This window comes from Parafilimonas sp. (assembly GCF_051953455.1).
In the GTDB taxonomy this organism is placed as follows: Bacteria; Bacteroidota; Bacteroidia; order Chitinophagales; family Chitinophagaceae; genus Parafilimonas.
In genome coordinates this window covers 1-25,751 of record NZ_JBQCIT010000036.1, presented here as the reverse complement: position 1 = coordinate 25,751, position 25,751 = coordinate 1, and the positions used below count along the sequence as shown (strand labels likewise).

At 38.7% G+C, this 25,751-nt stretch carries 14 protein-coding genes and 1 tRNA gene; 2 read left to right on the top strand and 13 right to left on the bottom strand.

Annotated elements, in window-relative coordinates:
- Positions 1 to 35 precede the first annotated feature (35 nt).
- Positions 36 to 110, top strand: a tRNA-Val gene (locus ACTHN6_RS14200).
- A 428-nt stretch (positions 111 to 538) separates the two neighbouring features.
- On the opposite strand, the gene ACTHN6_RS14195 is transcribed toward ACTHN6_RS14200, so the two are convergent.
- The 9 genes from ACTHN6_RS14195 to ACTHN6_RS14155 form a co-directional block, all read right to left on the bottom strand.
- A complete protein-coding gene (locus ACTHN6_RS14195) occupies positions 539 to 2,983 on the bottom strand; it encodes an alpha-L-rhamnosidase C-terminal domain-containing protein (RefSeq protein ID WP_440436430.1) in 2,445 nt (814 codons plus the stop codon).
- Between the two features lie 195 nt (positions 2,984 to 3,178).
- Positions 3,179 to 6,373 (bottom strand): glycosyl hydrolase, encoded by a 3,195-nt coding sequence (locus ACTHN6_RS14190; RefSeq protein ID WP_440436429.1) that lies wholly within the window; start codon positions 6,371 to 6,373, stop codon positions 3,179 to 3,181.
- Positions 6,374 to 6,478: 105 nt separating this feature from the next.
- Entirely contained in the window at positions 6,479 to 8,923 is a 2,445-nt protein-coding gene (locus tag ACTHN6_RS14185) for a family 78 glycoside hydrolase catalytic domain (RefSeq protein ID WP_440436428.1), read from the bottom strand.
- A gap of 2 nt (positions 8,924 to 8,925) precedes the next feature.
- On the bottom strand, positions 8,926 to 9,762 hold the full coding sequence (locus ACTHN6_RS14180) for a sugar phosphate isomerase/epimerase family protein (RefSeq protein ID WP_440436427.1): 837 nt from the start codon (positions 9,760 to 9,762) through the stop codon (positions 8,926 to 8,928).
- 14 nt (positions 9,763 to 9,776) lie between these two features.
- Entirely contained in the window at positions 9,777 to 12,302 is a 2,526-nt protein-coding gene (locus ACTHN6_RS14175) for a trehalase family glycosidase (protein ID WP_440436426.1), read from the bottom strand.
- Between the two features lie 25 nt (positions 12,303 to 12,327).
- Positions 12,328 to 13,143 (bottom strand): phytanoyl-CoA dioxygenase family protein, encoded by an 816-nt coding sequence (locus ACTHN6_RS14170; protein ID WP_440436425.1) that lies wholly within the window; start codon positions 13,141 to 13,143, stop codon positions 12,328 to 12,330.
- Positions 13,144 to 13,207: 64 nt separating this feature from the next.
- The gene (locus ACTHN6_RS14165) at positions 13,208 to 16,273 is read right to left on the bottom strand and encodes a glycosyl hydrolase (RefSeq protein ID WP_440436424.1); all 3,066 of its coding nucleotides are present in this window, start codon (positions 16,271 to 16,273) and stop codon (positions 13,208 to 13,210) included.
- Positions 16,274 to 16,540: 267 nt separating this feature from the next.
- Entirely contained in the window at positions 16,541 to 18,322 is a 1,782-nt protein-coding gene (locus ACTHN6_RS14160) for a RagB/SusD family nutrient uptake outer membrane protein (RefSeq protein WP_440436423.1), read from the bottom strand.
- A 9-nt stretch (positions 18,323 to 18,331) separates the two neighbouring features.
- Positions 18,332 to 21,472, bottom strand: coding sequence for a SusC/RagA family TonB-linked outer membrane protein (locus tag ACTHN6_RS14155; protein WP_440436422.1), 3,141 nt, complete (start codon positions 21,470 to 21,472; stop codon positions 18,332 to 18,334).
- A gap of 395 nt (positions 21,473 to 21,867) precedes the next feature.
- On the opposite strand from ACTHN6_RS14155, the gene ACTHN6_RS14150 reads away from it, so the two are divergent.
- Entirely contained in the window at positions 21,868 to 22,761 is an 894-nt protein-coding gene (locus ACTHN6_RS14150) for an AraC family transcriptional regulator (protein WP_440436421.1), read from the top strand.
- 227 nt (positions 22,762 to 22,988) lie between these two features.
- On the opposite strand, the gene ACTHN6_RS14145 is transcribed toward ACTHN6_RS14150, so the two are convergent.
- From ACTHN6_RS14145 to ACTHN6_RS14130, 4 genes are all read right to left on the bottom strand, one after another.
- Positions 22,989 to 23,357 carry a hypothetical protein gene (locus tag ACTHN6_RS14145; RefSeq protein ID WP_440436420.1) on the bottom strand — a complete coding sequence of 123 codons (369 nt, stop codon included), beginning with the start codon at positions 23,355 to 23,357 and terminating at the stop codon, positions 22,989 to 22,991.
- Positions 23,358 to 23,388: 31 nt separating this feature from the next.
- Positions 23,389 to 24,348, bottom strand: coding sequence for a relaxase/mobilization nuclease domain-containing protein (locus tag ACTHN6_RS14140; RefSeq protein WP_440436419.1), 960 nt, complete (start codon positions 24,346 to 24,348; stop codon positions 23,389 to 23,391).
- The gene (locus ACTHN6_RS14135) at positions 24,345 to 24,725 is read right to left on the bottom strand and encodes a plasmid mobilization protein (RefSeq protein WP_440436418.1); all 381 of its coding nucleotides are present in this window, start codon (positions 24,723 to 24,725) and stop codon (positions 24,345 to 24,347) included. Before ACTHN6_RS14135 ends, ACTHN6_RS14140 begins: the two co-directional genes overlap by 4 nt.
- 111 nt (positions 24,726 to 24,836) lie before the next feature.
- Positions 24,837 to 25,751, bottom strand: a 915-nt coding sequence (locus ACTHN6_RS14130; protein WP_440436417.1) for a toprim domain-containing protein, incomplete at its 5' end; no start/stop codon positions are given.

Below are 25,751 nucleotides of genomic sequence, written 5' to 3'. Positions count from 1 at the left end.
AGCCCCTATCTTTGCAGCCCTTTAGGGGAAATAAAGGGAGTTTAGCTCAGCTGGTTTAGAGCATCTGCCTTACAAGCAGAGGGTCGGCGGTTCGATCCCGTCAACTCCCACTTAAGAAAAAGGTTCACAAATTATGTGGGCCTTTTTTATTTGGTGTTATTGAAACAGCCTGAATAATTAACTAAAATTCAATTAATTATCATTAATTTTTTGCTCTTTCGAGTACTGCTTTGGAAGTAAAGCCTTACATTTAATTTCGTTATGTTTGTTTCTCATGCCTCTATTTTTGACTCATTTGCAAACAAATTTGCAAACGGTTTGCAAACACCTGTAAAATTGATGTTGGTTGAAATGTAAAAGAACTAATTCAAATAAAGTTAAGTATATAAAAAGTAAAGCTTTAATTAAAAAAGGATTTACCGAGTTAGTTCTCGTTAACCTGGTAATCCAGGCAGAAATAATTTGTCTAACATATTGCCCATTCTACAATCAAGTCCTTTCTGTCAATCACGCAATAGATAATAGAAATATTTCCCGCTTAAAAAGAATCGAAGAACAAACCGCTCATCGCTGCATTTTTGCCACGTACATCATTAATGCGGATACGCACGGGACCAGTGCATTGCACAGACAAATATTTTCCACCTTTATAATTTTTTATAAGTATCACCGGCGACAATAATTCTAATGTATTCAAATCAAAAATCTCAACCGCAGACCTTCTGCTTTTATCATCCCAATCTAAAAAATACAGAGAGAGCCGGTAATATTTATTTGTATGGACGTTTACATCAACAGTCATAGTTTGATAGCAGGCTCTCGGGCTTTGAGTTACAAAAGCTGCAGCCAGCCTGTTTCGCCCACTCACTGGTTCCAATGCATTTGTATTTACAGACACGGTATCCCATATTTCTATTACATTTTTATTCAAGACAACGCTGTCAATATATAATGGTAATTTTTTTTTATCAGCCCCGGTTAATCCTAATAACATATAACCGTCTTTACCATAGTAGTTTTTCCAATTACCTGCTGTTAAGCTGTCTATGCTATAGGTATGTACCGGGTAGCTAATAGTGTTTTCTTCTTCAGGTTTTATCAACGTGCCGGTAAAGTTTATTTTGATAGTATATTTTCCGGCCTGTAACATAGGCAGCGAAATATAATTTTGTTCATTGGTAATTTTGCCTGCTTTTAACTGCACTGTTTGGCCATTGATCAATACACTGATCACCTTCAATCCTGTTACCGGAATTGAAACAGAAGCTTTAGTGCCACGGGGAACTTGGAGGGTACATTTCCCTGAATTCATATCAAAAGAAACACTTATTATTCCATGCGGCGTTGGAACCGAACCACTTACTGTATGTATATTTTGATTGAGAAATGGCTTTATTTCAAATTCTTTAAAACCCGGTGCTATGGCATGAACACCAAGAATATTTTCAGTAAGCCACATTGTAACACCCGCACTCCATGGATGTGCCAGGCTTGTATAACCACATTGGTTATTGGGCGGTGCATCGTTTGATTGTAATATGTTATTCCAGGAAGGGCGATACACTTCAAAAAAAGTGGTGCCGCCATTTTCAATCTGCCCGCCCCAGCAATCTTTTACAGTTGTTAAGGCTTCATTCATGTAACCCGCTTTAGCCATAGCCTGTAGTATAAAAAATTGATTAAAGGGTGAATAGGATAGTCTTTGTAACCTGTTTGAAAAAAAACTTCCTGCAGCTTGTGCAACTATAGAATCAGACAATAGGCCTGCATTAACAGCTTTAGCAACGGAGTGTAAGCCAAAAGGCTGACTGTTATTCTTAATCAGCCATTGCATTTTTTCTTTTGCAAGACTGGTATATCTTTTTGCAATTCCGGTATAACCGGCCGCTATTGCCATTGCGGCAAAACTTTGCCATGCCTGCATACACAGACATCGGTAAACAAGCCTGCCTTCAGGGAGATTTGGGTTTTCAAAACCCGCCCCAAGCCTTTCATCCCAACCTAAAAAAGCAAGGTTTGGTAGCGAATCAAAATACTGTTTAGCAGTGGTAAGCTTTTCTTCAGCATTATTTAAATATTGTTTTAAAAATGCCGTGTCTGCGGTGTAATTAAAATAATCTGCAAGACTAAGCACCCAATACAATGCATACGCCGGGATACTATTATCTAACTTTGCCGTGTACGCCAGGTTTTTCTTTACCAGGTCATAATTCCCAAAGGCAACCAGAGAAGCAGCTTGTGCGGGGTAAGCATCACCCGTCCAGGAATGGCGATCACTTCTTTCCATTAGAATAGCGCCAATATAATCTTTCATGAAATTTAACCGTACCGTATAAGCACCTGTGTACCAAAGGCGGTTAAGCATTGAATCATTTGTGTGAAAATAGCCAGCATAGTTTGCCGGTTTTACCTGGCAAATCAATCTTATATTGTTTACATGAAAAGGCTTTTTTACATTTTTAAAATGAAGCCACACAAAGCGCACACCTTCATATAATTCATCATTTAATTCTAATCTGAAGGTATTGCCATATCGCACAGGTTTTAATGTTTTTGCGGGATGTTGCGCTCCTTCGTTTACAATAGCTGGTTCATTGTATTCACTAATACTCATTTCAACATCGCCTGATAACTCTTTACTGTCAAATTCAGGCCAGGCTGCATGTTCAACACCAAAGTCAAACATTATATCTACATCCGAACGAATAAGCCATTCATTGTTTATAACCGACGCTGCTGAAGATGGAAAAGTTTGCGCTGTTATAGGTTTCGCTACAAAATATTGAAGCGCTTGCGCAGCATCTGTATTTAGCCATTGATAATTAACCAACGGATCCGGAGAAGCAGGATTTTTTTGTGATGAAAAGCTGCCACCATGCAGTTTTTTATATGGCTCTTTAACCTGTGCTTTTAAAACAAAAGGGATTAGAAAAAGCCAAAGGCAAAAGCTCCGTGTTATAAATAGCTTAATAGTAATTTGCACCTGTTTTAATTATTTTAATCATGATTGGTAATAATTAAAAGCTGTTGAATTAGCAGTGAAAATTTTATTATGCAACCATCGCTGCCATGAAAAACCATAGCAGAAGGGAGTGACACAAAGAACGATGAACAGCATTACCAAAGCCGGTTACAGAAAATAAATTAATCAACCGAAACAGCCTGTAATTCCCAAGGGCTAATATTTAATGCCAATAATTTTCACCGGCCCTAATAAACCCGAAGGTTGCAATTCACTATCGGGCTTGTAAGGATTATAGCTAAGCCATGTTTTACGTTTTTCAACCGGCAACCGCTGATCGCCGATCAACCTGTTTACCCAAGTATTTGCCACCGTAATTTCAAGTGTATTGTTTCCTTTTTTTAATGCGCTGGTTATATCAATAGAATAAGGCGCAACCCAAACACCACCAACATCTTTGTTGTTAACTTTAATTGCTGCTGTTGCTGTAACATTGCCAAGGTCAAGCAATATTTTTTCATGCTGAACATCACCGTCTTTCCAGTTAAAATTTGTTATATAGACAGCTTTTCCTGAATAATATTTTACCGAAGAATCTGCGCTTTTGCCCCAGTCAAATAAAGTGTTTGAAACAACAGCTTTTGCAGGTCCCCGGAATGCTGTATCAAACTGTATTTTCCATTGGTTTGTAAGTGGCATGGAGAAAACCGTATCTGCTTCGTTATAGTTAGTCTTTTTCGCAGTGGCCGTTATTGACGGTTTACGAAAAACAATAAATGCACTGCCTGCAACATCTAATTGCAAAGGCACTTCTGTGGTACCATTATCATTGGTATAATTTGATAAATCACGTTGTGTTCCATCTAATGGGTTCCATAGCTCAGGCTGCTTGCCGGTAACGCGGAACACAGGGTTTACCGAAACTTTTTTTGATGACTGGTTTGATAGAAAATATATGTCTGCGCCTGCTTCATGGCGATGAATAAACAACACTGAATCGTTTGCACCTGTTTGCATATCGGGCTGTATTTGCATATCAGCAAGCACCTGTTGTATTGAATATCCATCTATCACTTTTCCCTTTCCATACGTCCTGTTACATTTGCCATCCTGCGTTGCCGGGCCCCATAAAGTTTGCGCCAGCATTTTCACACTATCATCTGCGAAAGGATAATTTTGAAGGCTTGGCGAATGTTCCGGCCGTGGCCCTAATATCGTTCCACCATCATTTACCAGCTGTTGAATTTTTTTCAATAATTCCGGCCGCATGTTATTTAGCTCAGGCAATACAAGTAATGCATAACTCATTCCATCAGGTAACACAAACCTCCCGTTTTTCACGGAAAGCCGTTTCATAATTACTTCGGCATTTATATAATCAAACGAATAACCTTTTGGCAATGGCGGGTTTTGTACGCCGGTCATCTTTGGTGCGTCTTCACCAATAAAATAGGCAACGTCGGCCACATATTTTCCCTGCTGCAACATCATGTTGCACCTTTTAAGATATTGTGTGAATGGGTGCATTTGAGAAAACCATGTATTGTGGCGATTAAACTCCGTACCAAAACCTGTGTTAACACCAGGCATTGTATCGTTTGGTTCCAGGAAATAAACATGCAACAAAGTATTATTGATGCCATCGCAGAAAAAGCGGTCGCCACGTTGTTTAAGCAATGCGGGGTAACGTGCATACGTTTGCCCGCCTGCAGTAAACGATTCAGCCGAAACTTTTGTTTTGCCATAAATGTGTGCCGATGAAGAAGCCGCTTTGTTTTCTATGTTGCCTAAATATCCTTCCGTCCAAAATTCGCCGCCCACTTCATCACTCTGGCCGCCATATTGCAAAAATTCACCGGGATAACCCCAATGCCCGTAGTTTTCAAGCCATGTGGTTAAGCCTTGTTTATGGCTTGCGTCGCGCAGGCCACCAACATAATCATATGCAACTTTATCAGCCACCAATCTTCTTACATCCCACAAAAACCTGTCAGCTATATCTTCACTGCCCACCACTTTGCCTTCCATTACCGGCAAATAAGGCAATGGATCGTAACCATATTGTTGTATAAAATCCTGCCTGAAACTATCCGTCCAGTTTTCACCGCCGGTTTCATAACTGTCTTGCACCACAACCTTAAAGGTTTTGCGATCTTCAGGTGGAATGCGCTTTAAAATTTCACCTATATAGGCATCGAAGTGTGCGGCCACATGCGCTTTGCTCATCTTATCCACTTCAAGGCCGGTGCCTTCGGGCGAAGCGGGTGTATTGGTAACGTTGGTGGGTGTCATCCCCACACGGGAAATAATCCATTCACCGGCAGGCGCATCCCAGTCAAGCATTCTGCCGGGTTGCACTTTATCACTAATATCAATTACTTTATTTTGATGAATTATGAGCGATGTATCATTTACAGCGGCTTGTTGTGGCCACAAATAAGCATCCCACAAAGGGTGCGGTGTTTGCCACATTTTTGCCAGTGTTTTTTCTTTATAATTTTCAACAACCGGCACACCTGACAAAACAATACGCTTGAAAGCCGCATTTTTTGAAGTGTTGGTAAATACCAGCTTAAAACTATCGCTATTGGTTTGTTCAAAACTTTGGGTAACGGCGGCATAAGGATCGAAACCAACATTTAACTGGCTGTTGGTGCGGTTTACTTCAAAAGACTTCAACAATACATAATTGCCTTCGTTGTTTTTATAATAAAGGACAGCTTTTGTAAAGATGTCGTGGTCATCGGGATACAACATTAAACTCCTTACTGTTGTTTTACTGGCAGATGAAAAATAAATAACAGAATCCTGTTCAACCATTATCTTATTATTGGCCGAATAATATTGCTTTGATGGCGTAATGGAATCGCTTGCTATGTACGGATAAGCAATAACAAACTTATCCTGGAAAGTATCTTTTGGCTGACGTAGTTGAAGGTGAACATGCGTGCCGCCTTTCACTAAGGTGTCAGAGAAGGCGAGATAGCGCATAGCTTGTTCGGGCTTAACCCAGGGCCCGCCGGATTGCGACCAGCCCGGGCCATTAAAGATGCCGATCTCAATATTTAAATCACCGGCTGTTTTTAAGGCAGTATGCAATGCATCCCACCATTCCGGCGTAAAAATCTTTACATTGCCATAAGGCGTTTCAGATGGGTTCATTGCAATGTTGCCGATGAAAGCACGGTTAATGCCAGCCTGCTTCATGGCGTGCAAATCTTTTATAATTCCTTCTTTTGAAATATTGTCAGATAACCAATACCAGTAAACGCTTGTTTGAATTGAATCGGGAATATTAGTAAAAATTCTTCCGCTCGTTTCCATTGAATTTTGCTGTGCTGAAACTTTACAAACTGATACAGTCAATACTAAACAAAAACTTAGTAATATCCTGTTCATCTTTCTAAACATATTCACTATTTAAAAGGTCAAGCCTAAACTTGTTTATTCAATATTTATTAACTGATTTTATTAGATTAATACCTCCCTGTAGCTATATCAAATAGTTGCATCTTTTCAATCGTTAATATTGCATTCAAACTCATAGTCACCTTCGTTAACAGTTAACACACTTCGTTTGCCTTCCTGCACATATATTTTAACACCGCGCATATCTGCAACGGTTTTCCCATTTATTTTGATTGATTGATTTTGCGTTGCAGGCAAATAAACATTTGCGCTCGTTCCTTTGGGTACGCCTAATTTTAAAATGAAATGATTATCTCCAGTTCGTTGCCAGAATACTGAAATGTTACCGGCAGCGCTTGCTACATTTCCTTTGGCCCACATTAAATCGCCTATAAAAGGGTTTACAGAAAATGTTTTCCAGCCATATCCTGCAGGTTCTACTCCAAGTACTTTTTGGGAAAGCAGTGCAGTTGGTCCTGAAGACCAGGCGTGCGAAGTTGAGCCCCATGGTAAATTCCATCCTTCATGCCATGCTCCATTAAATGATGAAAGGCGGGTTTGAGCACCCCAGTTTTTTCGCATGTAATTAAGTGCCCACTGTCCGTATCCTTCATTAAATATTGATTTTAAAGTCCAGTAAGCAAAAGATTCTTCACTTGCCTTACCGCTATCCATAATTAATCTGCTTATTGAAGTTTTTTTACTGCTGTCGGCCAGTCCATAAGTTAATGCATAAACCTGTGTTTGCTGCCCAATCTTAGTGCCTTCATAACTATCCAAGTAAGCCAATGCATTTTCACACCAAAGCACTTTATTAATATTTTCCTTCAACGTTGCTGCCTGCTTTTTCCATTTAGCAGCCTGTGAAGTATCATTATTAAAATCTGCCGCAATTGCTGCTGCTGCGTTTAATGCCCCATAGTATAAACAGTTCAGCGCGGTTACAATATTTTTCTTTTCTATGTAATAAGTATCCGGCCAGTCGAGCACAATCCATCCCGGAAGGTTAGCCAGTAAGCCGGTTTTTTTATCAATAAAGGGCTGATAATAATCCATTGCTTTTTTTAAGTTTGGATATAAGCCTTCAATCAATTTATCCTTTCCGAAATACATAAAATACTCATGCATCATCAATACCCACTCCAACTGGTAATCGGCCAGGTAAGTGGAGCTGCCGGGTTGCATAAAATAATCAGTGGGGTAACGGCTTCTTACGGCTCCATCGCTGCGCCAGCGTTGCGATTCAGCTCCGGATAAAATGTTGTAGGCCGATAATAATCCTGAACTTTTACCAAAAGCATAATATCCATATACCTGCATATAGCGGGAATCGCCGGCAATGTATTGAGTGTGCTCACGCCAGGGATCCTGGTATGTATCAATTGAATTAAGCTGCATGGTATACCTGCCAATATTCCATAACTTATTTAATAAAGTATCAGAACATTCAAAAGAACCATCCATCTCATAATTATAATAAGAGAATTCTGCGCTTATATTTTGTATTTCTATACCAGATTTTTTTTCAATAGAAAAATACCGGAAGCCCATCCATGTAAATGGTTGCCAGCTTTGAACTCCATATTTGGTTGTGTATTTATTAGAGTGATCACCGCTGGCGCGGATTATAGGAATTCCATTGCTATCTAACCGTTCACCGGTTCCTGTTTCAAATTCTATTCCTTCCTGTGAGGCATTAATAGTGAATTGCGGGTAACCAACAATTTCTTTTCCAAAATCATAAACTATTAAGCTATCGTTTTCCCAGGTGCGAACAGGTTTTACAATTTGACGAAGAAGTTGCGGCCGTTCCGTTACTACAATATTATTCCATGGTGCAACGGGCGGTTTACCTATAACCGTTGCATTTTGCCATGATGCATCATTAAAAGAAATATTATGCCAGCCTTCAGGCCAGCGCCGGGCATCAAAATCTTCAATAAAACCAATAAGGTGTGCATTTGGTTCTCTAAAATCAGACTGCGTATTCCAGGCTTTGGCATGCGTAACTTTCCAACTGGCATCACTTAATACATCAACAGACTTTTTTTTGGAATATTGAACTTTTGCCTGAAAGAAGAATCCACCTCTTGCATTCATCTGGGAATGCAACCCAACACCAAAATTTTGCACAATAGCCGTTATACAATTTTCTCCTTTTTTCAGGTAATTTAAAATGTTGAATTTGTCGTAACACTGAAATTGCGGGTCGCAATTCATCGGGCAGCGTTCCAGTAATTTTCCATTGATATACACATCTGCATAAGCAGAAGCAGAAATATAGGTATCTGCCTTTTGAGGCAGTGTATCTAACCTGAATGTTTTTCGAACTAACAAATAGTAATTTTTCGGATTCGCTTCTCCCGAATCCCAAATCCAATTGGCAAGTGGTTGCACGCCATCTAATGTTGATGAGGGTTCAGATATATGCGATTGTTTTCCCCAGGCATAATTATATTGCGAAGTTTGGGCGTTAAGATTTAGCGTAAGTATAATTCCTGCTATCACAGCTGCGATACAAAATAATTTCACCAGGCTTTCATTATTCGTCATATTTATATTACTTTATTAGCTGCACCTTCTTCAAAAATTGTTTTAATCAATTCTTTTATATGCAGATTAATATCCCATTGATTGGCTAATGGTTCGTTATCAGCAAGGCCTGTCCACATATAAGGCGGCGGCCCAAACTCCGGTGTGAATGTTATTAAAGCTTCGTTGTTTGCTTTTTTATTTTCAATGATATTTTGCCACCATTTTTTAAAATGATTTAATGCTTCCTGCCACTGCGGTAATCTTGGGTCTGGCACTTGCGGGCCTTCAATAAAACCAACCCTTGCATGCACATGCATGGTGCGGTTAATGGCTTCATCAACTATTTTTTCGAAATTTTCAAGATAGCTTTCTGTAACACAAACCCAGTGCGATAAATCGGCGGTTATTTTCATTGATGGCCGCAGTTTAAATAACTGAGCCGCATTGCCGGGACAAAAACCAATTCTTCCGCGGTGCGTTTCATGCGCTACGGTAATGTTATTTTTTGCTGAAAAATTTTCTGCCACATCAATCACGGCAAGTTGCTCATCGATTGTAAAAAAGTCCCTTCCCGAATGTGAGTTAATTAATAATGGTTCACATTCCAAAGCAACGTTTAAATAATATTCAAAACTTTTACAAAATGCCTGTATGTTATTACCGGTTGCCTGGTGCTGATGGCTTACAATACTTAAATCAAGTTGTTCAATTAACTGTATAAAATTTTTCCGTTCGGTTTTATTTTCAGGCATCCAGGTATCAACGCCATCATAACCTGCGCTCTTCACCTTTTCTAAAAACTCATCTGCAGGCAAATGTTTATAGCCCCATTGTGTACAAAGAATTTTTATATCCATTCTTAATAATATCGCTATTCATTAGTAATCGTTATTTCGCTCGTTTTACCAGAAACCGGGCATTCAAACATGATGCTGCCGTTATTATTTGGTTTCACTTTTTTAAGCAACTTATTATTTATTAGGATTGAGTAGTTTTTATTGATATTAAGATGAGCAATATTATATTTTATGATTGAAGCGGATGTTGTAGTTGCTTGTGCCCATTCACATGTATGAGCGCTCCAGTTTTTGATATTGATTGAAAGATTGTTTGTAGCAACTACCGCTTTCAAAGAAACATTTTCATCATCACCTTTAAAGAAACATAAAGTATCTTTTGAACTATTAAAACCAAAATCCTTTGTTGCTGCAATGGAAAACCGCCCATCTGAAACAACATAATTATTCATACTTAAATCAATAACCAATTGTTTGTTTTGATACTTATATTTTAATTGTGTTCCGTTTAATTCGGGCGTTAAATGCGGGTTTAAATAAAAACGGTTATATAACGGGTTAACCCCGTAAACAGCCTGGTATAAGCCAACAATCGTTAAACCATTGCCTGATAAAATATCATCGCCGCGGCCATCCTGTTTTTGCCGGCCATATCGCTGAAAGGCAAGGCCGTCTTTTGCATATTGGTTTAAAACATTCTTTACATATTTTACTGCCAGTTCAGGTTTGTAAGATGCATAAGCTTTAACGCCCAGCGCACCCCAGGATAAAAAGATATCGCCATTTTCATAATTGGGAAACGGGAACTGCCAGTCATTGCCTTCACCCGGCGCATAAGAATACAAACACAAAGGCCAGAAAAATAATTTTTCTTTCTGCATTTGTGTTTCTATACCATCAAGAATTAATTTCTTTCTCGTTTCCTCATCGCAAATACCATATCCGATTGCCATAAAATTTACAGGCACAACCATGTTGCGGCCGTGCAGTGAACCATCTTTATCACGCCAGTGTATATAACATTTGTTTGCTTCATCCCAAAAGCCACCTTCATTTGTTGTCTTATTAAAACTCGTTTTTAATTTTTCAGCAAATGCTTTGTAGTAATTTTCTTTTGCAGCATTGCCCAATTGCTTTTCAATATTGGCCCATAGCATTAATGCATGATATAGTTTGGCATTTACAAAAGCATTTTCATACGCTGCCCAAATAATATCAATCCAGTCGCTGCCTCTTTTTTGCGCGGTGCTGTCTGTCATCATTTCAATAAGGCCGTTATTATTGTTGTCTCTTTTTAATATCCAGTCCAACGCTTTTTCACAAGATGATTGATGCGTTCTCACCCAATCCAAATCTCCGTTTTGATCATATAATTCTGAAACGTTTGTTACGTAATCAGGGTTTGAATCCATAAGATAGCCCCACTGCGCTTCATAAAAACCCTGCGCGTTAAATTGTTGCGGCATGGCATCTTCATTGGTATAAGCCCATCTTGGCCACACACGGCCATCCGGTTTTATAGCATAATCGCGATAAAAATCAAGGCAATCACGATAACCATCCAAATATGTTGGATCATTTATAGCAAGGCCCATTTGTGCAATGTATTGTTCGTGCAAACATATAGGGCCATAAGGCGTATGCCAGCTATTGCCGCCAAAATGCTGCTTATCAATTACACCAATTCTTGCAATGGTATTTAATACACTACTTACCTGACTCTGATTGATCCCAACTAATTTTCCCCGGCCAAACTCCTTTTCAAAATTGAAATAAGAGAGGATGATATTTTGAGTTGTTATTCCTTTCCTAATGGTGAATGGCGACCAGACCCATGCGGTAGTATCACGGATAAACCTTCTTCTGTTTGTTCCTGAATCGAACCGCGGAATAAATTTGGTGGGTGCAACGTCAATGCTGAAAGCCAGTTTATCAGATGCAGTCCGCGTGTAATCGGTTGCCACATAATTATCTTTTGCTTCAGCTTTAATAGTAAGCCCATTCCCGGTTTTGGCTTTCCAGAACCTTGACGATTTACTGTGCACGCCGTAGGTATCGAGCTTTTTATTAAAAAGATAGAACCAGGCAAGGCCACCATAATCCTGGTAGGCGCCATCCCAGGTATTGATGCTCTTAAAATTGAAAACAGGGAAACCGGTTTTTTCTGCAATCATGGCTTGAGGGCAATACCTGGTGATATTTAAATTGATGCTGTCTTTTGTGATAATGATATTCCAGCTTTCTTCAATATTCGTATCACTATTCCCATAAATAATATTCTTTATCTGAATGATGTTGTCCTTTACCTCAACCTGCGGGGCTTTTATCAAACTTAAAGTAGAAAATAAATTATCTTTCGTTTGCAGCATTGAATAAATGCCGGAATCGCCCGCAATTACTTCTTCACCATTTACAATAAATGATGAAAAATTTATTTCCCGATCATAATTTAAAACTGCTTTTAATTTTTCATTACTGAAGATTATTTTCTTTTCACTCTTATCATTTTTTATATTAATTGACTGTGCAAATAAGTTATTGGTACACGCTATCAATCCGGGACACACAAGTATAAAGACTAACCAAACAAATTTTTTCATAATCAACTAAGAGATTTATGTGTTTTTACGCTTTATAAATGAGCGGGTTTTGTGCATCATCATTCAACAGTTGGCCTATTTCTAATTTAGAAACCTGTTCATCAGTGAGAATATTTTTAATGCCATTGAACACTGCTCCATCGGGCATGTATGCACAAGTCATGGCTCTTCTAAAGCCATTGGTCATATTGGCGCCGGCTCCATGAATTGTTAACCCGTTATGGAAAGAACAGCTTCCTGCTTTCATTGGCACCGGCACCGATTCGCTTTTCAAAAACATTGGATAAGTGTCAAAAATTGCATCCATATTTTTTCCAATGCCCGGGTTTTCGAAAGTGGTCGTTTTATGTGAACCTGGTATAAAATAAAGACAACCATTTTCCAGTGTTGCGTCATTTAAAGCTACCCAGATTGATAAAGCTCTTCTATCACTAAATGACCAGAAAGGTGTATCTAAATGCCATGAAGTTGGGTTAGCCCAGGGCCGTTTAATCAAAGCCTGGTCGTGCCATATTCTGGTACCTTCCCAACCGGTTAAATCTGCAACCATTTTTCCTATCCGCTCATCAGCCATAATCTTTTTTACATCTTCATTTGTTTGCCACAGGTTCAGCATCTGGTCAAATACTTTTCCATAATAATCGCTGTCTTTATTGATGCCATCATCTTCTCCAACCTTTGCCTCTCCAAAGGCGAACTTACGGCCATTGCGTTGCTCAACAGCATTCATTACGGCCTTGCGCCAAAAAGCAAGCTCTTCCTGGTTAAGAAAATCTTCCACAAGCAAAAAACCATTTTCCCGGTACGATTGTATTTGTTCCTGTGTGAGTGTTGACTTCATACGTCCATATTTAATTTAAAAAGTAATTATTGAAATTGACTTGCCTTGAATTTATATATTAAGTTCATTCTGTAATTAACAGTTTTACCGGGCCGGTTAACCCGGCATTATACTTCTCGAAATCAGGAGTACCTACCCATCCCCATGTACGCAACTCATCCATATCATCTTTCATCCACATTTCATTTACCATAAGATTGCCAACACGTATCCTTATCTTATTATCGCCTTTTTTCAATTCTTTAGTTAGATTGAATGTGAAAGATGGCCATAAACGAGCACCAACTGACTTGCCATTCACAAAAACTTCTGCCATGAATTTCACCTTTCCAAGATCAAGCAGCACCTGGCTTTCTTTGTTATTTTTAGTAATCGTAGTTTCATAATCAACATAGCCCGTATACTGTTCCAAGCCATAGTTATACCAATTTTGCAATGGCTGTTGTGTTTTGTTAGTGATGATAAATTTTAAAGGTGAAGAAGGAATTTTTTTATCACCAGTTTTGAATGCAAATGATAATAAATGTACATCACTGACCAAGTCTATTTGATTTGCAGTAACAATACTTTTGTTTCCATCCATCCAAATAGGTGTGCCCAGCATATTTTCAGGAAAAATTATTCTGTTAGCACCTACAGGCACAACAACCCTCCAGTAAATATAGCTGCTTGTGTCTTCTGTGCTAGCTTCAGCTGTTTTTAGCGGCCAAATTGTCTTTTGTAATGATGCTGTTATAAAAGAATTAAACTTCCATGCTGTATCATTTAAACCGATTTTCATTTTTTCTTCCTGTATTATTTTATCGTCAGAAAAGAAAGCCTTTGCAGATGTTCTGTATATTGTATCAACACCTGGATAACTTATCGTCCATCGTTGATTGAGTACAATTTCTTTATTGGGTTTCTTGTCAGAAGGTGTTTCAATTTGCCTTTTTTCATACGGATTAAACACCACCCAATAAGCTTCATAAGGCTGCAGCGATAGTGTTACCTTGTTATATTCTTTATCTTTTACCGAAACAACAGGGATAACATTACCTGTTTCACAATTCCATATTTCTGCTGCGCCGCTGCCATCTTTAAACCATGCAGAAAAACTGCGGATGCTGTCAGAATTATTAGCCAGCCAGTAAAAATCAGCAGCTCCAATTTTTCTATGAGATGTGTAAAGTCTTCCTGAATTTTCAAAAAGCATTTGTGGCTTTAGTTTTTGATTTAATACAGCAACCATTTTTGGCAAGTTGTTTTTCTCAGTACTTATGTCAACTACGTTGCGCTGTTTTTTCAGTTCAATTATTTTTTGAATAACGGCCTTATCATTTGCTCCGTTTTCCGGTGAGCCTTTGGGAGTTTCTCCGAGAATAATTACTACGCCATCCTGTTTTGCAAACTCCAGTATTTTATCTAATGCACCATGTGAAATAATGGTAACGGGTGGCAATACCATCGCTAAGAAATGATGATCTTTTATAGTAAAACATGAATGATTGTTTATTAGCTGAGATTGCCCCATCATTAAATAATGCTTGTCTCCAATTAAAAAATCAATATTGTTTTCATTCATTTGACGCATGGCATCCGAATAAACCTGGTCTATCTGAAATGATTGTTTATCCCAGACAGTATTAATCTCATTGATGCTGGCTTCTTCTGAAAACATGCGATCGGCATTTGCCCAAATGCTTTCCTGCGGGTTGATTAATAAAACATCTGCAACCAATTTTGTCTGGCGTGTTACGAATGATGCTCGCCTTGAAAAATCTGTCCAGTAATGCAGGTAGGGCCAATAAGGATTTTCTGTAAACCAGTCTGCAGGATAGGGATTTGTTTCAAGCTTACGATTTACATTAATTCCATGCGGCACTATATGATTGACGCCGTAAGAAGTAATTGAATTTACAGTCATTTTTATCATGGCAGGCGTTTGTTCCCAGCCTGCTACACCCATTATCTCGCTCATGAATGGACGGCCTTCCAACTCGGCTACAGTTTGCACTTCTTTAAAATCATGCACATCCTGCGATTTCATTAGCAGGCAATCTGTTCCCGGCATAGTTGCAGTTCTGGTAATTTTCATAAAATCGCCCATAGCCTGCGCCTGTAACAATAATGACTCTTCCCAAAGATTGGAGATATAATACATGTTGTGCTTTTTAAGCCACTCAACAATTGGTACAAAATAGCAAGTATTATATACATCAGAAATCACTTCAAACCAATCGCAACGGGCTTTTACATATAAGCCTGCATTATCTTTTTCTGACAGAAGCGGCAGCCATAATCTTATATCGCGGCCTTTCATTTCTTTGTAACGCCCTGCTAAATATTCAGACCATGCCATTTGCCAGCCATAGTCTCCTTCATTGTCAACAAATACGCCCGGAATGCTTTTGCCCATATCATTACCAAAATGCTTTGCATATTGTTCATGAACGATAGGTATAAATACTTTCATCAATTCAGGATTGAGGTAATTCACTTTTCCGCCATCAATGCCGGGATGATGTTTTTTAGTGTAAGTATAAACAATCCAATTACCGGCGGGAACAGTCCATTTAATGTTTTTCCCTTCGCCAATTAATAGCAAAGATGAAGCATCAATTTTTTGGTTGATCAACTTTGCTGCTACAGCAAAATCAACCGAATCATATTCAACAGTTGAATTTGCTTTCACTTCTAATCTTTTAAAGTCGAGATATTTTGCTTCCAGCTCAGGATGTTGTTTTAAAACAAGCCCTGCAGCTTGCCCGCTTGGCCAATCATATTCATCACAATAGCCCAGCGTAAAACCATTGTCTTTTGCTTTTTTTAATGCATTACCAAAACTATTGAACCAAGGTTTTTTAAGATATTGTTCATAGGGCAGCGAAGGGTATTTTGGATTTAATCTGTCCATAGAGCTTCTTGGATGTGCATAGCCGGGGTTAAGCCTTTGTTTTATCATCTCTTCTGCCATGGACGCTGTAAGATTTTCATCTTTTATTGTATCATTCCAAAACCAAAAAGCATGTGGTGCATAAAACATTGGAGGTTCGGTAAACATCTCTTCAATTTCTTTTTCGCCTTTATATTTTTTTTGCCATTCTGCCTGCCCTGCTGCATTTATGTTACAAACAAAAAAGACAGCCATAACCAAAAATTTCATTTTTCTATTTAAGTACACTTTGTTATGTGTTTATTTTCTGTGATAAAATATAAAATAGTTTAAGCGCCTTGCTTGAAGTGAACACTTATTGGAGATTCAATTTCTTCTGCAGCAGGTTTTTATACCAGGATGAACATGGTTCCCGGGGGAGCTGCTGCTAAAGCTCTCCCCGGTTGTAAACCATGCTTATGAGACAATTTTAACACAGGCACTTTGTTTTAAACGTTGCCTTATTTAAGAACATAAAGTTTATTAGTTGTAACCCGGGTTTTGTACCAATTGAGAATTCTTATTCATTTCATCTCTGGCTATTGGCATAAAGTAAGCTTTGTCATCCCATTTGCCGGTTGTAATTTCTACCGGCGTAACAGTTGGAATTGTATTGGTTGTATGATCCGGATTTAGTTTATAAACTACATCAACCCCATGCATCGGATGATAAGCGTCCGGCCCAATCATCCACCTGCGCACATCAAAAAACCGCTGGTTTTCATATACCATTTCAACCCGTCTTTCATTTTGATAACGCTTCAGCAATGCATCACCAGATTCAGTGACATCAGGCATTCCAGCCCTTTTACGTATCATGTTAATGTACATGCGGGCTTCATCGTCCTGCCCCAGTCCAATACATGCTTCTGCGTAATTCAGGATGATTTCAGTATAGCGGATGTATCGCCAGGTTAAATCAGCCGCATGATTTACATACATATCGGTTTTTCGATCAATAAACTTTAGCATGCAAGTGCCGGTATTGTTATAACCACCGCCGTACACTGCGCTGTTTCTGCTGTCCAATCCATATGCGTACGAAATTTTGTTCACAGCTGCATCCCATTTCTCCCAGGTGCCAACCTGCAAAACACCCACAGGGTCAATACCCACCAGGTTTGCAGGTCGCGGCCTGAATACTGCGCCTTCATATAATATCGATGCATAGAAACGGGGATCCCTGTTTTTATACGGTTCTAAATTTTGCGCGGGATTTGTTCTTGAAAATGAAGTTCCGTCATTCATTTCATAGGCATCAACCAATTCGCTGGGCGCTCCATTTGTTTCAATACCGCCAAATCCATTGGGAAATACTACCCAGTAATCAGCGCCTTTATTTTGCGCTGCATTAAAGTAACGCACAAATATGTCTTCAGAACTTTGAGTTGAAGTAAAAAGGTCTTCATAATTCTGGGTTGCTTCTTCCTGAGATGCAGGCGCTGGCTTATACAAACTATAAACACCAAGGTCCATTACAGCTTTAGCCGCGTCTTTAGCAGCCTGCCAGCGTTTGGTTCTTTCACCATCAGTATAAACAAGTAATTCAGGGTTTGAGAAGCCGGAAAACTTTGTGGTGTTATGCAAATCACTTGCTGCGTATAATAACACTCTTGATTTAAGTGCCAATGCTGCGCCTTTGGTTACCCTTCCATCATTGTTTCCCGTATTTTGCAGCGGTAATAATGCCGCCGCAGTATCGCATTCTTTAGAAATGAAATCAACGCATTCAGCATAAGTGTTTCTGGATATAGAAAAGCTGTCTGTAAGTTTATATGAATGCGTGATTAACGGAACGCCGCCAAAATAATTAATAAGCATATCATAATACCATGCCCTGAAAAAAGTTGCTTCCCCCTTCAACCTGTTTTTTAAAGTCACGCCATCTATTAAGGTGGGATCGTCCGGAAGTTTATCAATGTTTTCCAGGAAAATATTGCAGTCCCTGATTGCCCGGTATTTGCCATTCCAGTCACCCCAGCCGGCATTATCTGGCGTCATAAGCATGTTGCTCATATTGTAATCGTTGCCACCATCGTAGCAACGTGCTTCATCCACACTTAGCGAAGTGAGCATAAAACTCCAGGGGTTTTGATTGTAAATATTATTGATATTGAGCTGAACAAGATTTGGATCGGTCCAAACATCTGTTTCAGAGAATTGTGTTGATGGCTTTGTATCAAGCACACCTTTGTTACAGGAGCATAACAGGATTATGATATAGGCGATAAAAAACTTTTGAATAATTATATTGCTACGGTTCATATAAATTATTTAGAATGTTATTGATAATCCAAGATTGATAGTTTTATTGAGTGGATAAACTTCACTGTTTACCCAAATAGAACCAGGAGCTGTATCCGGAGATTCCGGATCAAAATCTTTCATCTTGGTGAAGGTTAAAAAGTTGAGGCCGCTTGCATATACTCTTAGTGATTGCATGCCTATTTTATGAAGCAGTTTAGAAGGAAGATAATAACCGAGTTCAAAAGTCTTCAATCTTAAATAATCACTGCTTCTAACAAAATAAGTGTTGTTTGGCAGTCCGTCTGTCATCCAGTATGCGCCGCCACGTTCCCATGCCCTAGGGTTTTCTGAACTTGGATGTTCCGGCGTCCACCGGTCTTTAACGAGGTTATACATGAAGTTGCCAACGCCGGGGCCGCCCGAAAAAGTGGTATAGGCTCTTTCAGCGCCTGCGGCACCCTGGAATAATATACTTACATACCAGTCTTTGTATTGAGCCTGGATACTAAAGCCGCCGGTTAATGTTGGTATAGAAGTCTTATCGCTCCTCACCAAATCTAAACCATCTATTTTACCATCACCGTTTACATCTTTAAATCTTATGTCGCCGGGGCGTGCTCCATCCATGTGGGGATAATCATCAACCGCTTTCTGATCAACAAATACTCCCATTGCCTGGTAGTACATTTGCGCATTCATTTGCTTACCGGTTGATCTTTGATAGTCCGGTACGCCAGGCGTTTCATCCCAAAACTTTATATGGTTATTTGCATACGCCAAATTAGCCGACAACTGGTATTTAAAATCACTGCCGATACTGCTATTATAACCAACCTGTACTTCAAAGCCTTTATTTACAACCTCACCAATGTTTTCCTGTGGTAAACTTAACCCGGCAGAAGCTGGCACCGAAGCATTTCTATATGCAAGAATATTGGTGCGGAGATTATAAAAATAATCGGCGCTCATGTTCAGCTTGTTGTTTAGCAAAGTGGCATCAAAGCCGATGTTTGACTGGTTGGCTTTTTCCCAGGTAACACCTTCATTGGGAATGCGTAAAGCACCAAGTGTTTGTTCGGAAATACTTTGATTAAATATATAACTTCCGTTATAGCCATATGTTGTAAGATATTGATATGGTGCAATCCTGTCATTGCCTGTTTGACCCCATGAACCTCTTATCTTAAATTCATTGATAAAAGAGATATTGTTTTTCCAGAAATTCTCATTTGATATTCTATACCCTAATGATACGCCGGGAAAAAAACCAAATTGTTTACCATTAGGATCGAAAATGTAAGATCCGTCATATCGCCATACAAAATCCACCATGTAGGTAGCATTATAAACATAGCTCGCTCTTCCAAAATAATCCAGCCTGCGGGCTTTGCTTGAAGAACCGCCATTATCTTTTTGCGCATTGCCACCAAGATCCAGCTCGTCGAGAAGATCGCTTGAGTAATATCTTCTGTAAGCCCAGAAAGTTGAATAATCGCCGGCAATATTTTCTGCACCAACAAGCAGCTTTATATCATGCTTATTAAAAACGCGGTCGTAATTGATAAGCGCGTTTAGTGTAACATTCTGATTATCGTTCTGGCTTTGGCGCAAGCTTGGATCAGTATTTCCGCTCTTAGCAGCTAAAAGAAGTGGTTGGCCATCAGCATCTAAAGAAACTTTATCCCAGGTGTACAGGTACCAGGGTTTTCTAAATTGTTTGTAGTTGATAATTAGTTTATCAAATGCTGCATTGCCGGTAAATGATAGGCCTTTAACCCAGGGTATATTTACAACAAGCCTTACATTACTCTGTAAAGTATAATCCTTTTGTTTTGTATATCCTGTGGCGTCGGTAACCAGCACTACAGGATTAGCTCCATATTCAATAGCAGGCCCGGGCAAACCATTCGGCCATTTTGCAGGCCAGATAGGGAAAGCCCGGTTTAAAGCCCAAAATATATTTTGTGCCTGATCAGCGCTTCCGCCATTTGGCCCGCCGCCGGGATAGTTCCTTGTTTCCTGGCGGCCGGTAACATTAAAGCTCAGTTGAATATCGTTGGAGATCTTTGCATCAATATTGCTTTGAAAATTAGTTTGATAATAATTTACCGCTCCATCTTTATACATACCATCCTGGTAGTTTGAGCCTAAAGCAATAAAATATTTTATTGTTTCTGAACCTCCCGAAACTGTTAAGCTTCCATAGCGCTGCGGAGCATTCTTTTTAATTGCTTCTTTAAACCAATCGGTATTTGGGTGACCCCATGGATCAGAACCATCTTTATATTTCTGAATGTCTTCATCTGAATAAGGTAAAGGATCGTTTGGATGATAAGCCTTGGAAATTTCATTTTGTATAGTTGCATAAGTTGGTGCATCTACCATTTCAGGCAGAACAGTTGGCGTGTTCCAGCCCTGGTTTAAAGATAGCTGAACCGTTGGCTTACCAGTTGTGCCGCGTTTGGTGGTAACAAGGATAACGCCGTTGGCAGCCTGTGCGCCATATATTGCTGCAGAAGCATCTTTTAACACGGTAACCGATTCTATTGTAGCCGGATCTATTCTCTCCAAATTACGACCAGCAATGCCATCAACAACTACAAGCGGAGAGTTATCACCAAGCGTATTTACACCTCTTATTCTAAGTGTTGAGCCATCATTGCCTGGCTCGCCGGTACGGGTTATAACAACCAGACCTGGCAATCTTCCGGCTAATGAATTTGATACATTGCCGGCAGGTGATGTTGCTATTTCATCGCCTTTTGCAGTTACTATTGCGCCGGTTAATGTAGCTTTCTTTCGGGTACCATAGCCCACTACAACAACATCGTTTAAAGCTCCGTCAGATGTGCTAAGAACTATTTTCAAGTCCTGATTATCATTCTTAATAACGATTTGTTTTTCCTGGTAACCAACTGATGAAAATATTAGAGTAGCACCTTCAACAGTATTGATTTGAAAGGCGCCCTTTTCATCCGTCATAGTTCCTCCGGTTGAACCCTTTACTGTAACGGAAACATTTGATAAGGCTACAGCACTATCTGAGCTTACTATTCCTTTTACCGTAATTTTCTTTTGGGCAAATAACCCGGTACTAAAAAATAAAAGTGCCAGTAAAAATGCAGGGCATTTCACCATAGACAGGCGGTTAGTTGTTTTTTGTAACATAAGCAATCGATTTAGTGCTTTTATAGTGAATAGATATTTGACTTGTATAAAAATTTTTACAAATAGTATTTTTTGACCTGCTAAAACGGTCAGCGCATAACAATGCCCATCCTTAACCTTAAAGGTCTGATTCCAGGTTTTTTTGAATAAATCCTGATTAACAGGCGATCTTCTTTGACAGGATACTAACTAAACAATGTTTACATTTTAACAAGCTTTGTCATAGTCAAAACCGCAGAAACATGTTTAAATCAAGGCCCGATAAATTAATTTGTTTATTGAATGAACAAGCGTTTCGTATTACTTTTGACATAACTTCCGGTTGCAATTTTAGAATAATAGAATATAGCAAGAGGTGAATTTTTGATACTGTTATATAACTTTTTGGCACTATTATGAATATTAAAGAAAATCAGAGCATAAAGTATCTAACCGTTAACGCTATTGATGAATTGTGGGGGCTTTATATAACAACGATAGGATCACAGATTATAGAACCGAATACAAGTTATCCTCCGAAGATACATCCGTCGGCTTACTGGTTTAATCCAGCAACAGGCAGGGTTTTGCAGGAATATATTCTATTGTACTTAACCACAGGTGGCGGCGTGTTTCAGTCAAAACATTGTAAGCCTGTGGAAATTGCAGGCGGCTCTTTGTTATTGTTGTTTCCTAATGAATGGCATACTTACCTACCCAAAAAGCAGGCAGGGTGGACGGAATACTGGGTTGGGTTTAACGGCCAAAATATGGATAGCTTAATAAACAATAAATTTTTTTCAAGAGATAACCCAATACTGAATATAGGATTTAACGAACAACTGGTTTCATTGTTCAAGCAGGGAATAGAGATAGCCAATGTTCAAAAAACAGCATACCAGCAGGCGCTGGCAGGCATCGTGAGCTTATTATTGGGTATTTCCTATTATTCAGAAAAGAACAATTTATTCACAGACGGAGATATTGTGTTACAGATTAATAAGGCTAAAACCCTGATGCAGGAAAGTATTTCTACCAATATGACAACTGAAGCTATTGCAGCATCACTTAACTGGAGCTATTCATGGTTTAGAAAAATATTTAAAAAATATACCGGTTTTTCTCCCGAGCAATATCGTTTGGAAATTAAAATCCAAAAAGCAAAAGAGCTATTAACTATTTCCAATATTTCTGTGAAAGAAATTGCATTCGAGTTAAACTTTGATTCAGTTAGTTATTTTGTAAAATTTTTTAATGGCAGGGTTGGGATGCCACCGGGTGAGTACCGGAATAAGATAAAAGGAAAATAGAGAGCAATGTTTTCACAAAAAATAACTCGTTTTGATTTGGGGTAAAAAGTAAGCTGACTTCTTAGTAAGAGCAAAGAATTTATCAGTTACCTACCCTATCACATGTATTGCTATATTCTATCTTATTTAATCCCGCCTTTTCAATATACAACGCTTTTACAACACTGATAAATATCAATAAATAACAGCCGTACACTTCAAGTTATATGGTGAGCTATTGCGGATCATTATCCTTTTAACCAGAACTTCAACAACCAATATGCATACGTTGCCATAAGCATATAGAATACCCATTTGAGAATGGCACTGTAATATTCTTTGGCATTGTATTCGGGAAAAAACAAATATCGTTTCTGCTGTATTATATTCCGGGGCATTTCAGATAACTGCTTTTTAATCTGATCTATGTCTTCCTGCAATTTTTCTGTTCCGGGATCCGGCGAAGAGCTTTTTATAATAGTTAAAGAATTTCCCAACTCGTTTACTTGTTTATCAATCCTTATTAAGGCCGCATAGATGTTTTCATATTGTGCAATTTGTTGCTTTTGCTCTTCCAGCAATTGTGTTACTGCTGATAAAATCTGTTCACTTTCCATACACTTCATTTTTATTCATTAAGTAATTTGTTCATAGATGTGGTGTTCGTTGCCGGGGTTTCTTTTTTCTTTTCACCAGCAATGGATTTACCTGCTCTGATTGTTCCTCAGGTTTTAGCAACTGCTCCAAAATCCTACGTTCAGATTGTTCAAAATTTTCTCTTCGAGAATGCATTTGTTGATTCTTATCCTCTGCATTGCTTTGTGCTGTCTGTTTGCGATTAAGGCTTTGTAAAGGCTTATTTCTTTGTATTAATTGAAGAGCTAAATATTTCTCAATTTTCATCAGCGAATAGCCCACTTCACTGCCTTTAGTATAAACCTTTTGTTTGTCCATAAATGCAACACCTCTTTCTTTAATAACATCATATTTTAAAGCTTTCATTTTGTTTTCAAACTCGCAATAAGATTTTGACGTTTGCAGACATGTAATAATGTTCTGTTTCAGTTGCTCTTTCCTGATATCGTGGCGTGGTATATTTCTTAATTCCTGCGATAAAAATCTTCTTGGGCTTAAAACCTGTTGTAACTTATGTTTTAACTCCAGTTTTCTGCAGCAATCTGCCATGCGTTTATAGTTGTTGCTATCGCTTAAAGTTTTGCCATCAAAACCAACCCGGTTAACAACAAGGTGCAGGTGCTGATGATTGCTTGTGTCTTTATGCAATACAGCAATAAACATGTTTTCTTCAAACCCTAAATGCCTTGCTGTGTCTTCTGCAATTGCTGATAAAGTATTGCCTGATTTTATTTCTCCTGGCGCCAGGCTTAGCGTTATATGCATGACCGGTTTAGAAAGCTTCTGATTGTGCTGCCTTAGTTCATTAAACTGTTTGATTAATTCACCGGCATCACCAAAGCATTTATTATACAAAAACACTTCGGCACGGTTCTTCATTATTTGCTCTTCAGCATCTTTTTTCAGCTTATCATGCAGACAATAATTGATGCAGCCCTTGAAGGATCTTCCCAGAATTATTTTGCCGATCATTTCATATAATCTTTAATGGATGTTGCGAGCTGTTTTACTTCTTCCGGAAGCGTTCGAAGCGAGGCTTTTTCGGCTTCATCCAAAAAGTAATTTTGATTACTCTTTTTTGCTAGTTGATTGATGTTGGCGGCGAGATGATTTAAAGTAGCAGTGAACTGTAAAATTTCTTTCGGAATAAGCTTTACCTGGCTGACAGTCTGTCCTTTCAATGCCGCCTCACGGATAAATTCAGAAAGGCTCAGACCCGCCATCTTAGCTTTTCGTTTGAGGTAAGTTTTTTCAATTAACGTACATTTTATTCCGATAAAATAATTTTGCTTAACGGCTTTTTTTGGCCTTCCGCCTTTATTCCTTTTTGTATTTTTTGTTTGCAACATCTGCCCTTCATTTTCATGTCTGCTTCAATAACTTTTTGAATCCCGATGCATATCGGGATGAAAAAGCCAGCGTTTCGGTTTAACCGAAACATAGCTGGCTTCTGAAAAAACTTACTCCAAACCCAGTCCTTTGGATTGCCTTAATGTTTGCTTCTTCTCCAGCTTTCCAAAATGCTTTAACCAGTCATTCAGGTCTTTGTAATTTTTGTATAACCTGCTCTTGTCTTCATACCTGGCAGATCTTTTCAAAGCCTGTTCTGTGCATTTTCTTCCTGCTGCATCATGATCTAAATACAATTTGATATGTTCATGTTTTTCCATCAGCAAAAGGCTTCTTTCAAAAAATGAAAGTGAGTTGAGGATAAGAAAATCTGTCAGTTTGTGATCCTGGTTTTGATGAATAGTTTGCCAGCTTAAGAAGTCAAAAAAGCCTTCAAAAACAGCAATGGATTTTGTGTGTTTTGCAGTTTGATTTTGTTCAAAGATTGGTTCCGGATTTTTTGCGTTTGAAGCAAGGTTTTGATCATTAATCTTTAGTGGAATAATTCCTGAATCTATTGACAAAATTTCTGCCCTTTGTTCTTTATCATTATGCTCATTTTCCGCATCACTATTGCTGATATAAGTAACATATTTTGGAGCGCTGCTGAGTTTGAAAAATCCATTTCTTAATTCATATCCACCGGCATTGTTTTTAAAGCCGATGGATATATGTTCCCTTTCTTTGTTATTCAACTTAAAACTTACTTCATGACAATACCTGTCGGCAACATTTTTATTGATGCCCCTTTCTTTTAAATAGCGGCAAAGTAAAGGGTGTGTAATGGGCTGCTTTGCGGCTATTATTTTAATAGCTCTTTCTGCTGCATGCCCTTCATTTATCATACTGTTTTCATGCAGGTGAAACAGCGTATCTGTTTTTCTTTTTACAACCTCTGTAGGATGCTTTTTTTGCTGTTGAAAAGAAAGTGGTTTTTCGCTTTCTTTGACATTATTCGTCAACAGTCGGAGTTTATTATCTGCAAC

Bases quoted from the DNA above. Each gene is read 5' to 3' on its own strand.
- ACTHN6_RS14175 (WP_440436426.1), bottom strand. From the start codon at position 12,302: ATGAAAAAATTTGTTTGGTTAGTCTTTATACTTGTGTGTCCCGGATTG.
- ACTHN6_RS14185 (WP_440436428.1), bottom strand. From the start codon at position 8,923: ATGACGAATAATGAAAGCCTGGTGAAATTATTTTGTATCGCAGCTGTG.
- ACTHN6_RS14165 (WP_440436424.1), bottom strand. From the start codon at position 16,273: ATGGCTGTCTTTTTTGTTTGTAACATAAATGCAGCAGGGCAGGCAGAA.
- ACTHN6_RS14170 (WP_440436425.1), bottom strand. From the start codon at position 13,143: ATGAAGTCAACACTCACACAGGAACAAATACAATCGTACCGGGAAAAT.
- ACTHN6_RS14160 (WP_440436423.1), bottom strand. From the start codon at position 18,322: ATGAACCGTAGCAATATAATTATTCAAAAGTTTTTTATCGCCTATATC.
- ACTHN6_RS14145 (WP_440436420.1), bottom strand. From the start codon at position 23,357: ATGGAAAGTGAACAGATTTTATCAGCAGTAACACAATTGCTGGAAGAG.
- ACTHN6_RS14135 (WP_440436418.1), bottom strand. From the start codon at position 24,725: ATGTTGCAAACAAAAAATACAAAAAGGAATAAAGGCGGAAGGCCAAAA.
- ACTHN6_RS14140 (WP_440436419.1), bottom strand. From the start codon at position 24,348: ATGATCGGCAAAATAATTCTGGGAAGATCCTTCAAGGGCTGCATCAAT.
- ACTHN6_RS14155 (WP_440436422.1), bottom strand. From the start codon at position 21,472: ATGTTACAAAAAACAACTAACCGCCTGTCTATGGTGAAATGCCCTGCA.
- ACTHN6_RS14180 (WP_440436427.1), bottom strand. From the start codon at position 9,762: ATGGATATAAAAATTCTTTGTACACAATGGGGCTATAAACATTTGCCT.
- ACTHN6_RS14150 (WP_440436421.1), top strand. From the start codon at position 21,868: ATGAATATTAAAGAAAATCAGAGCATAAAGTATCTAACCGTTAACGCT.
- ACTHN6_RS14190 (WP_440436429.1), bottom strand. From the start codon at position 6,373: ATGTTTAGAAAGATGAACAGGATATTACTAAGTTTTTGTTTAGTATTG.